The organism is Vibrio hepatarius, assembly GCF_043642085.1.
Taxonomy (GTDB): domain Bacteria; phylum Pseudomonadota; class Gammaproteobacteria; order Enterobacterales; family Vibrionaceae; genus Vibrio; species Vibrio hepatarius_C.
Window position 1 is genome coordinate 26,538 of record NZ_JBHZSA010000017.1, and the last position, 10,671, is coordinate 37,208.

A 10,671-nucleotide genomic window follows, 5' to 3' on the forward strand; every position below is an offset into this window, starting at 1 on the left:
TTTTAAATGTAACTATTGTTACCTAATTGTAACGTTAAGAACTAAGGATATTGGTCTTTTTACTCTAAACCCCTGATGAAAAGATGCTAAATAAATTAGACTCTTAACAATGTTTTTACATTCGAGTTGCCCGGAGATTTTGATTGATAATTAGACAAAATTAACACTTGTAATTGGCACAAAAAAGGCGAAAATAACCGCAAAATGAGTTTGCAAAAATGAAAGGAAGCTTTTCCTAACTTTGAAGTACGAGGCGATGTATGAAGCTATTTCTAATTTTTATGGTGTCGATTTCCGCAGGTGTTGCATCAGCAGATCACCTTCATTCATTCTTGCTTGGTTTGTACGTTTCGACTCTTGCGGTCGGTAGCTGTTACTGGCTTGCTTTTAGAAGCACTCGTTTCCCACAATTAGCACTGGTTTTACTGCTGTGCGGTTTCTTCGCTAAAATCGCAGTGACCGTTGCTGGTGTATCATGGGGATTGTCGCAAGATCTAATCAGCTCTCCATTTATATTCTCACTGTCTTACTTGTTCTTCTCTATTGTGGCAACTTACGTATGGTTTGCTTACAGAGAAAAACTGATGGCAAAGAAAGACGCGCTTCTTAAAGCAGCGTAACGAAAGTAAAATTTCTGAAAACCAGCGGTTAACCCGCTGGTTTTTTTGTGCCTGAATTTGGGATCAGAGCACAAGAATGTCGATAATTCTTATGGAATGGTAACGATTGGTTTCAGAGCCGCTGAAACTCACGCCGTCTTGTCTATACTGAAGTGGACTATAAACGACCCACAGTGAGACGTCGCATATCATGACAACGCGTTTTCTAGCAGCAACAGCGCTTCTTTCGACTATTTCTCTCTCTTTTGCTGTGACCGCAGCGCCAACGATTATTCCTGATCCGCCGGCACTGGGTGCGAAAGGGTATATATTGATGGATTACAATACTGGCGAAGTATTGGTACAAAAGAATTCCGATAAAAAGCTTAACCCTGCGAGCTTAACGAAATTGATGACCGCCTATGTTGCAGGACAAGAGGTAAACAGCGGTAACATCGCCCTCGATGATCAGGTTCGCATTAGCCGTAATGCTTGGGCGAAAAACTTCCCTGACTCTTCAAAAATGTTCATTGAAGTGGGCACTGATGTCCAACTTATGGATCTTTATCGCGGCTTGATTGTTCAATCTGGTAATGATGCCAGTGTCGCGATTGCTGAGCATGTCGCAGGTAGTGAAGATGCTTTCGTTAGCTTGATGAATAGCTGGGCGCAAAAGCTAGGGCTTGTGAACACTTCTTATACTAACCCGCACGGCTTGGACAGTGACGGCTTGTACTCAACGCCACATGATATTGCCCTGTTAAGTCAGGCGATCATTCGTGACTTACCTGATATTTACCCGCTCTATAGTGAGACAGCGTATACCTACAACGGTATTACTCAGTACAACCGTAATGGGCTATTACGTGATCGCAGCCTAAATGTCGATGGCATGAAAACCGGTTACACCAGTGGCGCTGGCTACAGCTTAGCAACTTCAGCTACCAGCGGAGATATGCGACTGATTTCGGTCGTGATGGGCTCAAACAGCGCTAAGAGTCGTGAATCAGAAAGCAAGCAGCTATTAAGCTATGGTTTCCGATTCTTTGACACCGTTGCACCGACCAAATCAACAGACACATTAGCAGAAGCCAGAGTGTGGATGGGCGCAGCCGATCTCGTTGCGGCAGGTGTTGATGAAACAGTACTGATCACTCTTCCTAAAGGGGACGCTAACAAGCTTATCGCTGAAGTGGAGTTTGCTGGTGAACTGACCGCACCGATTCGTAAAGGTGACCCGATCGGTAAAGTGATTTACAGCGTTGAAGGTAACGAAGTAACGAGTGCAACTTTAGTTGCTCAGCAAGATGTCGAAGAGGGTGGCATCTTCAAAAAGCTGATGGACTGGTTGAAACGCTTAGTTTCGAGTTGGTTCTAAGCTCTAAAGGTTAGCAAAAGGCGAGGTTAATACCTCGCCTTTTTTATTAGAACACCACGCCTATAGGCGTTATATCTCTAGCAAAGTAAGTTTAATGACCCGAAGATAACAAATCTGGGTTAGTCACAAGGTTACGAACACCATGCGCATGGTCTTCATCGAACTCATTGCTCTCTAGCCATTGGGCGACAGACGCGATGTCTACCTTCGCCACTTTTGGTCGCACGCTCCAAGTCACTTGCAGTGGTGAGGCTTGTTCATTGTAGCTAGGGCCAGTCGTTGAGCCTGCATATTGAATCGGTTTACCAGTGTTTGTCGGGATGTTTAGCGCTTGATAGACGCCATTTTTCATCTCGACCTTAGTGAGGTCAATGAAGTTAAGGGCATTTGTATCATTAACCAGTACAAACACTTGTGTTTCTACTCGTAATTGTGGATTAGAGATTGATTCGCTTAGACAAGAGCCGAGCGTTGGCCCTGGCTTAACCTGCGACGTTGAATGAACATAGTGCAGTTCGATAGTATCACCGGGTTCTAGTTGTCCATGACCTTTAGCAACGACTTTTCCTTCAAACGGCTTTAATTCCACATCACTTAACTTACCGTTGTAGACATAACCGGTATTGTAGCCTTTACCGTCACCATTACCTGCGTAGGCCGTGAACTCTCCGCCTTTGTGTTCCGCATTTTTGTGGAAGTGAATATTACACAAGTTCATTTGTGAGTATTCAGGCGCTTGACCAAAGTAACGAGTGTTGTTGCCTGCTAGGTTGTCGATATCACGTGGAGACTGAGGACCAAACCCTTTCCCTTGAATATTTTCGGCAAGTGTTGCACGTTGCTGTTCGATAACACTGTCTGCAACATCATGGCTGCTTGAGGCTTGTACGGCTTGCGGAGCAATCGCAAGAAAAGAAGACAATAGTAAAACCTTATTCATACGCGGCTTTCGACCCTTTCGTTAGTTGTGAAAGCAAATGAATATATAGGTGTTACGTTGCTGTGTGCATATGAAAAGTGTGAGCCTTTGTGAGAGTGAGTAACCGATTCCAATAAATTGTACGAGGCTGCAAATAAAACAGCGGATGCATTGGCATCCGCTGTTGTGCGTTATTAAAAGCGATTAATTCACTTTATTCCAAGCATCGCTCCAATGAGAGCCTGTGCCTGGTTCGAATTGAGTCGCTGTCGGAGACCATTGGATACAGTAACCTGAGTAAGGGAACTCCTTACATTGGTAGATAGCACCGTCTGACGCGAGCACTTTCGTACCAGCGGTATACGTCTTTAAGCCTTCAGGGAAGACAAACTCATACTCATCAGAAGGTGGTGGTGTTTGCTCTTCTACAAGGTGGAAATCGAGCGTGTTTTGCTCAATTACGTTACCTTGCTGATCTTTAACCACGACAACCAACATATGGTGGCCTGCTTCTGACTTAGATAGTGTCATTGTTGCAGCTTCAACTTGGCCGTCACTTAGCTCGACAGAGTGTGACGATAGTGCTTCACGGTGATGGTTGTAGACCGTCATTTCACTTTGAATATCACCTGTTGCTTCAAGTGTTAAATCAAGTTGTGTCGCGCTATCACCCATGATGTATTCAGACTCTAAGCCGTAAACCTCTAAGTTGTACTCAGGTGCAGTAGAGTCGATCTTGTAACCAATCTCAACGCTCTTGAGGCCAGAACCTTGCTTTAGGTAGATTGGGTTTGTGCCGTAGATTGGCGTAAACGAACCTTCAGTGTTTAATTGACCAGCTTGCAGCATAGATTGCTCTTGATTGATCTTAGCTGCGAGTGCGTGTGACCAGTTGTTAGCAGCCCCTAGTTCTTCGGAGTCGATCACCAGCTCAGTGCTGTATGACGCATTTTCGCCATTTTGGTCGAAGACACGTGTGTATACCGAATCACCAACATTTAGGTATTGGCTAGGGTAGATTTGTCCACCTTGATTCCAGTCCGGCAGTACAGGGCCGTCACCTTCGAATTTAACGTCAATCACATTGTAGAAAGAAGCAGCAGTGTCACCCACGTCCCATACTGCTAGGATCACTTGGTAACCTTCACGTTCAGGAACATTACATAGATGGTTAACACGCTTTGGTGGTTGAACCATACCGCCGTCAACTGTACAGAAAGGCTTTAGGTCGAAAGAGTCACGAGCCAGTGGTTGGTTAGGGTTCCAGTCAGCTTTAGTGATGTAGTATTTCCAGTCTTTAGTGACGTGGTTAGCGGTAAACGTCCATTCAAAGTACTGACTACCTGACTGAATAGGGCGTTTAACCCAGCGGTCGGCTGTTTGCTCATCTAAAGCCGCAGCTAAAGCCGATTCTGCGCTGGCAATCTTACCATCACGTGGACCTGTCGCAGGGAAGCCATCAGGGCCTTCAACACTTTGTGGTTCATATTGAATCGCACCACAGTTGGTGTTCTTCTCATTGGTATCATTCGCTGGGAACTTACATAACGCAACACGACCTTCTGCGACGCCATTTTCGTAAGCCGAAACGTAACCGTGACCAAAGCTTGCGCCACTCACACTTAACAGTGCTAAAGCAATAAGAGATTTATTTGGAAGTTTGTTCATCATTTGTCCTGTATTGGTTCTATGACAAAAAAGATGACACTAAGGCATATATGTACACCTAGCCTGAGACTAAGTGGCAACCCCGCTATCATAGGTACGAAACATACCGACAGACCGGAAGCTTTGCGTCCTATCCTTTCGAATAGTTTGCCCAAAGTGCCGTGTTGTATAGGCAGGCGAAATGTAGTCAAAGGCTTACATAAAATCGATGTGAATCATTCGAATGTGGAATGGCATTCTCGATTTCGTGTTTTTATGCAAAATTATCTTGCGAAAATGGAAAAGTCGCCCCGTGTAACTTATTGAATAGCAGTGCTTTATTGTATTGAGTAATTGGCTTGGTGAATGCCTTTGCGTGTTTATTAATCTGATTTTATTTGCAACTGAGTGTGTAGCTTCTCTACAGGCTGCTGACTTTGACTGACTCAGATTTGACAACGCGGAGCCTTAAAACCTCGACAATTCAGCCCGTCGATTTACACAAGGATCTATCATGGAATTTACTGAAAAGGATAGAGAGGCTCTCTATCAAACTTGGATGTCGCAAAAGTCGAAAATGCGCCTGACCCAAATGGAATTCGCTAAGAAGCTAGGCATGAATCAGTTGGCGTTTTCTCAAGTATTGAGAGGCGAGGCTGAACTAACGATGCAGTTTGTCACCAATTTTTGTCGTTTACTTCAGCTTGAGCCACATAATGCTGTTCCTTCCCTAAAAGAAAGCCATAACAGTGGAGCGCCGAAAGTCGTTTACTTACAAAGTCGTATGACGGTGGATGGCGAAATCCAAAATGCCTATATAGAAGGTAATCAAGTCATCGTAGAATACGCTCATCGCGTCCAGCCTTCATAAATTAGACTTAGTTCTTAATTGTCGTTATGAATTCGACATAAAATTCACATATGGTATAGCATTCTAAGTTGTTAACTTTGTACAGTAGAGTGCTATCCATGACCTTTGTTAAATCCTTTATTCTCTTCTTGGCTGTGGTGATCATCGCGGGATGTGCCGGTGGGCCTATTCAGCGCGCGACCAAGTTCACTACCTATGAAGATTTTCAACCATGATCGATTTATTAGATGATCCGAAAGACGCAATTAACTATTGGGTTGAAAGATTAGGTGTTACTCTAAATAGCTCAGAAAGATTGTAGAGCGGACCCATGCTAGAAAAAGAGAACCTAATCAAACTGGCAAGAATGCAAATGCCCTTTGGTAAATACGCAGGACGAGTACTTATTGACCTACCTGAAGAATATTTACTGTGGTTTGATAAAAAAGGTTTTCCTGAAGGGGAGTTGGGTGAATTACTAAAACTCTGCCTTGCGCTAAAAATAGAAGGCTTAGACACGGTTGTTAAGCCGTTAAAGCGCATGTAACCTGCCACAGAAAATCTCCATATATAAAAGACTTACTATGAATTTTGATATCGATGCACTGAAACACCACCAACTGGTCGAAGATGGTCAACTAGAGGGGTGTTACATTCATCAGCCTGCCCAAGGTAGCCAGCAAGATGACAAAGCTGTTTTGGCAGAGCGCCAAGCGTTAGAAAAGATGGGCTATAAGGTAGTACAAGTTAAACCTAAAGGCGGAACAACAACGTTCGCCGAGGCGATGCAAGAACTCGCAAAGAAGACGGGTCACCAGTCTAAGTAATAAGCGGATGTAGTCGACCGAAGCATCCTTAACCTCTTTCTTAATATAATACGTCTTTATTTATTGATTTTATTGGATATTTCTAAAGCGCGCTGTTTTTGTTTTAGAGATATAGGTTGATTAGTTGATGCTTGTTCTAGCAGCCCTGAGATGAAATTTTTCTCCCAGGGTGTTAGGCGATCATATTTAAGCAATACAACGTCATTTAAGACACAGAAAAACTCATATTGGCTAGGGTTCATTTGATTGCTAATCAATTAGAGCACGTTTCAAGAGAGATTAAGTTAAAGTGCTCGACTTTTTTATTTAGTCCTAACGTAATAATTCGATATGAGATGCCACTATCTAATAGAGGTCTTATTTCTATATTGTCACAAAAGCTAACCGCGACTCGCTCAATCAAACTGTTTATATCCACACTACGTTCTCTAACCAAAGTAAGTGTGATGGCATTAGCATCTGACATAGCGCTAACAAGGGTTAGCGGACCTAATCTTTTTGGTAGTTGGCTTGAGATAACCGTTGCTCTGTAGTCCGCTACCGCATTTGGTTGTAATGAGTTTCTCTGGCAGCCGTTCAGTATAGCAATGATAGTTAGAGTAACGATTATTCGATTTTTGTCGCGCATACTGCTTTCCCTGCTTGATTTATGGGCATTTACTCGTATTGAAAAATTTGTAGATGTAGTGTGAGGACATAGAAGATAAGAGAGCGTTGTAGTCTAGGGTGAATGTAACTTTTTCCCCTAAAAATAGTGGCTTATTGGAAGTTTCCAGTAGTAGATGATCACTGGTTGACGATATGATTTTGACTCCTTTCGGAGCTCTAAGTCCAGTGATGCATACGTCTTGGCGTCCTAAGGCAATAATAGCTTGTGATACCGCTCCTCGGTCTTGAATATGTTCCCTTTTCCCAAGAGCATTGAATCCTCTTTTACCCCAAGGTAAGCTAGGCTTAATTTTGGATTCAATCACTTCAGCGGTCAAAGAAACTGTGTCTGTATATAAGCCTTTAATTTTTCGATTATCTAAAGGCTCACAGCCTAGAAAAAGTGCTTCTCCTAGACGAAGGTTGTTTACTCGTGTTTGACCTGTGTGTTGAAGAGCCCAGTTAATTGAAGCAGAGTTACCCCCAGAAACAATCTCTAAGTTAATTCCAAACGCAGCTTCAATTCCATCCGCAAGATCAGAAAGAGTTTTCATATTTTGCCTGTCAGGGGCAACCCCGTATCGGCAAGCTAAATTTGCACCAACGCCCTTGATCGTTATGTTAGGTAAAGAAATGATCTCACGCACAAAATCAATCACGCGATCGGGCATCACACCCTCTCGGAGATCGCCAAGCTCAATCATAACAATAATTTCGTGATGGCGATTTTGCTGTTTTGCTACATTAGAAAGCCTCTTAACGACTTCAACTTCTGAATTTAAACTGATATCACAGTGTTTTATTACGCTTGCGACTTGGCTCAGCATCGGAGTACGTATCAGCATTTTTGTGGCAAGAATTCCCGCACTCGTCATCTCGTTAAGATTCTCTATTCTCGAGTCGGCCAGTACTGTTGCACCTGCATCAAGAAGTACTTGAGCGATGATGGGATTGCCTAGAAAGACTTTTGTTACTGGCGTGACTGAGATGTTCTTCTGTGAGAGCTGAGTAATCAGAAACTGAGTGTTATGGCGAATTTTCCCACAATCAATGTCTAACCTAGGATACTTCACCTTTTTTCTGCCAGTTTACTGGCTATTTGAGGGAATGCTGACGCCACCATGTGCGTTAGATGTTGAACAGGCTGTGTTAGCGCATCGGTAACGGTTAGACCAAATTCAGCGGTGTAGTTATCAATAAGGCTGCGTGTTTCTTCTAAAGTCATTCCTTCATGATTGAGGGTCAATCCAATAACGCTGGTATTAGAAAACGTTTCGATCAGATTGATTTCTGAAGCAATTGAAGGCATTGGGTAGTCAGGAAAATCACTACGATATAAGCGTTTGGGGGCGTGTTGTAATATAACGCCTGTTGGACAACTGCCGCGTAAGATAAAGGCGCTGGTAGAAAACGCTGGGTGGCTCAAAGCCCCTTGTCCTTCAATAATAATGAGATCTGGTTTTTCATTTTCATAGGCTTGTAGAATGACGGACTCTAATTCACCGGCACAAAATTGAGAGGGGACGGCATCGAGTGCAACACAGTACCGAGCGCCTTGTATAATGCTAGTTTGCCCCGTTGCGATTAGAATGACCTTAAGACCTTTACTAGATAGTTCTTTGGTCAGTATTGTCGCTGTTGTTCGTTTACCTAATGCGCAATCAGTTCCCATTACTGCGATTCTTGGGCATTTAACGTCGTGTATTTTCCCGCTAAATGTTTTAAGTTCACGTTTGTCTTTTGGCTTGCGGATATCGAATATTTTAACGTTATATTTCAGGCTAGCCTCTAAGAATAAAGGATCATCTGTGAGAAACTCATGTAATCCACTCACGATATTCATTTTTAGCGACATGGCATGTAAGATAATTCTTTTATCTAAGTCGGATAGACATCCACTCGTTGGCGCAATACCAAAAATAAAATAGTCGGGAACGCTTTCCGCTTCAATGATTGCTTCTTCTATATTTGCAACGATCGGTATACCATTTTTTTTGTTATCAAGTACTTCTCCAGCATCTAAACCCGCATATTCACTATCAATCACTGACTGAATACGATAGTTTAGCGAATGCCTCACTAGTCCATTAGCCGTTTTACCATCTGTTTTAGCAAAGTTGTTTTCGCAATATATTATTGCGGAAGGGATTACTGGGTTAAATTTCTGAGCAAGTGGTAGCCAAGATGTAGAGCGAGGTGAATCGTCGTTGTTATCGGTATCTTCAATTGTAGTGAGTTTGAAGATGTTTCTTAACTTTCGCGTTGAGATCGACATTAATAGAGCCTTTTAATAAGGCTTAGGAGGGCGACTAAGGAGTGCCGAGATGCAAGTTCGGAAAAGAAAAGAAGCCCCTACTAAGCTGTAGGGAGAAAAGCCAAGGTAACACACTTCTCAAACTTTTGTTGGTAATAATTAATCATTCCTGTCTTAAAGTTAGCAATGTTGATTTGTTGCTAAGCGCATGATTTTTAAGTGATATAAAAATAGTTGAATTAATTTATATCTATTGCACTCATACCGTGTATAGTAGGAGAGAGCTCAAACAGTGAGCTATTAATAAATTATTTAGTTCAAGACCTTATCAGTTGTTTTCGATTTTATTCGTCATATCTATCCCTCGGTACCTTTTTCTTCATTTCTTATTTAGTAGCTCTATTTTTATTTACTCAATCAGTTCATAAAGAGATACATGTAAAATAAAGCAACTGGCTTCGTTAAGTGGTTTAATGGAAAAAGGCTTTAGATTTATCATTCCAAGTAATGGGATGTTCGATGTGTCTATTTAAGTGGGTTCTTGCTTTCTAGTTGTTAAGAGAACTCACCACTTACAGATTATTTAAGGAATTAAATGAACAGAAAAACCAATCGCAAAATATATTGGTATTATATTTTGCGTGAACAAAACCTGCCTAAAGAGAAAAAGATAGTTGTATAGAATTAAATGTCATCTTTTTCACAACAAACAGTCTTGGACCAGTACCATCAATCAGCTAAATAGCGACGTTTTAAATCGCCATATACTTCCTAGATTAAAGAACAACAGTCTTTACTTGACTTTTTTGTTTCATGAGTCTGAAAGTACTGGGGATATAATAGATTCAAAAGGTATGCTTTTGGGGCGTTTTTATATCTCATCTAGAAAAGGAGATTAGATCTTGAATAAAACAAATGGCCGTAAACCGAAATCGGAAAGCCCAGAAAATCATGATAGCGATAAACGTAAAGAAAATATTCATGAGATAAGAAAAAAGATTGAGAATATTCTCTTAGAACGAGAGCAGAAAAAGCTATGGGATTTATGAGGAAACCAGCAGGAAATCAAGTGAAAAATTCGGAGAAGCCGCTTCAAAGAGCGATTTTCTCTTACTTGTAGCAGAATATTAAAGCTTAGTAAGATCTTGATTCCACAAAGTTTCACTCCAACTCATTTTTCCAAAGTGGATGGGGGATTATATTGAGTTCCCCCCCAAATTACCTAGGCTTGCGAAAAAGTGCGGGGTTAAACTAACGTCAACGAGTCCAAAATCCCTTTCCCGCTATGAATGCCGCCTTCGTTTTCGCTTGCAGGCTTACTGCGGATTAAATATCCTGCATAGCCATCATATCGAGTGACTGGCTCACCGTTGAAATAGACCGATTTCACTATCTGTATTACTCAAAAAAACAGTAAGCGCTCTCACAATATTTTAGATGTAGAAATCGAGATTATTTCTCTCGCACATTCCGGCTTTGTTGCGTAATTCGATGGAACTAAATCAGGAAGTTACGATCTGATCGGCTACATCAGTTAATCATCGTAGCC

11 protein-coding genes, 1 pseudogene and 1 riboswitch are annotated in these 10,671 nt (G+C 42.0%); of the genes and pseudogenes, 6 read left to right on the forward strand and 6 right to left on the reverse strand.

Annotation, left to right across the window (positions count from 1 at the left end; genetic code table 11):
* The first annotated feature begins 260 nt into the window (after positions 1-260).
* Both ACHUFZ_RS19880 and ACHUFZ_RS19885 read left to right on the forward strand, forming a co-directional pair.
* Complete coding sequence (locus ACHUFZ_RS19880; RefSeq protein WP_394128505.1) at positions 261-620, forward strand: NADH:ubiquinone oxidoreductase; 360 nt, start codon at positions 261-263, stop codon at positions 618-620.
* Between the two features lie 190 nt (positions 621-810).
* Positions 811-1,977 carry a serine hydrolase gene (locus ACHUFZ_RS19885; RefSeq protein ID WP_394128506.1) on the forward strand — a complete coding sequence of 389 codons (1,167 nt, stop codon included), beginning with the start codon at positions 811-813 and terminating at the stop codon, positions 1,975-1,977.
* 91 nt (positions 1,978-2,068) lie between these two features.
* Here the strand turns inward: ACHUFZ_RS19885 and ACHUFZ_RS19890 are convergent, their stop codons facing one another.
* Positions 2,069-2,917, reverse strand: a complete 849-nt coding sequence (locus tag ACHUFZ_RS19890; protein WP_394128507.1) for a delta-class carbonic anhydrase — start codon at positions 2,915-2,917, stop codon at positions 2,069-2,071.
* A gap of 183 nt (positions 2,918-3,100) precedes the next feature.
* Positions 3,101-4,564, reverse strand: a complete 1,464-nt coding sequence (gene gbpA / locus ACHUFZ_RS19895; RefSeq protein WP_394128508.1) for an N-acetylglucosamine-binding protein GbpA — start codon at positions 4,562-4,564, stop codon at positions 3,101-3,103.
* 72 nt (positions 4,565-4,636) lie between these two features.
* Positions 4,637-4,726: riboswitch (cyclic di-GMP riboswitch) on the reverse strand.
* A gap of 331 nt (positions 4,727-5,057) precedes the next feature.
* Between gbpA and ACHUFZ_RS19900 the strand changes: the two genes are divergently transcribed.
* The 3 genes from ACHUFZ_RS19900 (at position 5,058) to ACHUFZ_RS19910 (ending at position 6,220) form a co-directional block, all read left to right on the forward strand.
* Entirely contained in the window at positions 5,058-5,414 is a 357-nt protein-coding gene (locus ACHUFZ_RS19900) for a helix-turn-helix domain-containing protein (protein ID WP_394128509.1), read from the forward strand.
* Positions 5,415-5,724: 310 nt separating this feature from the next.
* Positions 5,725-5,940 (forward strand): DUF3820 family protein, encoded by a 216-nt coding sequence (locus ACHUFZ_RS19905; protein WP_134837100.1) that lies wholly within the window; start codon positions 5,725-5,727, stop codon positions 5,938-5,940.
* Between the two features lie 37 nt (positions 5,941-5,977).
* Entirely contained in the window at positions 5,978-6,220 is a 243-nt protein-coding gene (locus tag ACHUFZ_RS19910) for a hypothetical protein (RefSeq protein ID WP_394128510.1), read from the forward strand.
* A gap of 253 nt (positions 6,221-6,473) precedes the next feature.
* On the opposite strand, the gene gspS2 is transcribed toward ACHUFZ_RS19910, so the two are convergent.
* From gspS2 to ACHUFZ_RS19925, 3 genes are read right to left on the reverse strand one after another with little or no spacing between them, the layout of a single operon-like run.
* Positions 6,474-6,848 (reverse strand): type II secretion system pilot lipoprotein GspS-beta, encoded by a 375-nt coding sequence (gene gspS2, locus ACHUFZ_RS19915; protein ID WP_394128511.1) that lies wholly within the window; start codon positions 6,846-6,848, stop codon positions 6,474-6,476.
* A gap of 19 nt (positions 6,849-6,867) precedes the next feature.
* Positions 6,868-7,941: an alanine/ornithine racemase family PLP-dependent enzyme gene (locus ACHUFZ_RS19920; protein WP_394128512.1), complete on the reverse strand. Its 1,074-nt coding sequence runs from the start codon at positions 7,939-7,941 to the stop codon at positions 6,868-6,870.
* Entirely contained in the window at positions 7,938-9,143 is a 1,206-nt protein-coding gene (locus ACHUFZ_RS19925; RefSeq protein WP_394128513.1) for a DUF1611 domain-containing protein, read from the reverse strand. Before ACHUFZ_RS19925 ends, ACHUFZ_RS19920 begins: the two co-directional genes overlap by 4 nt.
* Before the next feature lie 881 nt (positions 9,144-10,024).
* Between ACHUFZ_RS19925 and ACHUFZ_RS19930 the strand changes: the two genes are divergently transcribed.
* Complete coding sequence (locus tag ACHUFZ_RS19930; protein ID WP_394128514.1) at positions 10,025-10,171, forward strand: hypothetical protein; 147 nt, start codon at positions 10,025-10,027, stop codon at positions 10,169-10,171.
* 197 nt (positions 10,172-10,368) lie between these two features.
* Here the strand turns inward: ACHUFZ_RS19930 and ACHUFZ_RS19935 are convergent.
* Positions 10,369-10,506: pseudogene (locus ACHUFZ_RS19935) on the reverse strand (hypothetical protein); the annotation flags it as partial.
* Positions 10,507-10,671: the final 165 nt, after the last annotated feature.

Excerpts from the sequence above, each read along its gene's own strand:
- ACHUFZ_RS19880 (WP_394128505.1), top strand. The coding sequence starts at position 261 with ATGAAGCTATTTCTAATTTTTATGGTGTCGATTTCCGCAGGTGTTGCA.
- ACHUFZ_RS19885 (WP_394128506.1), top strand. The coding sequence starts at position 811 with ATGACAACGCGTTTTCTAGCAGCAACAGCGCTTCTTTCGACTATTTCT.
- ACHUFZ_RS19890 (WP_394128507.1), bottom strand. The coding sequence starts at position 2,917 with ATGAATAAGGTTTTACTATTGTCTTCTTTTCTTGCGATTGCTCCGCAA.
- gbpA (WP_394128508.1), bottom strand. The coding sequence starts at position 4,564 with ATGAACAAACTTCCAAATAAATCTCTTATTGCTTTAGCACTGTTAAGT.
- ACHUFZ_RS19900 (WP_394128509.1), top strand. The coding sequence starts at position 5,058 with ATGGAATTTACTGAAAAGGATAGAGAGGCTCTCTATCAAACTTGGATG.
- ACHUFZ_RS19905 (WP_134837100.1), top strand. The coding sequence starts at position 5,725 with ATGCTAGAAAAAGAGAACCTAATCAAACTGGCAAGAATGCAAATGCCC.
- ACHUFZ_RS19910 (WP_394128510.1), top strand. The coding sequence starts at position 5,978 with ATGAATTTTGATATCGATGCACTGAAACACCACCAACTGGTCGAAGAT.
- gspS2 (WP_394128511.1), bottom strand. The coding sequence starts at position 6,848 with ATGCGCGACAAAAATCGAATAATCGTTACTCTAACTATCATTGCTATA.
- ACHUFZ_RS19925 (WP_394128513.1), bottom strand. The coding sequence starts at position 9,143 with ATGTCGATCTCAACGCGAAAGTTAAGAAACATCTTCAAACTCACTACA.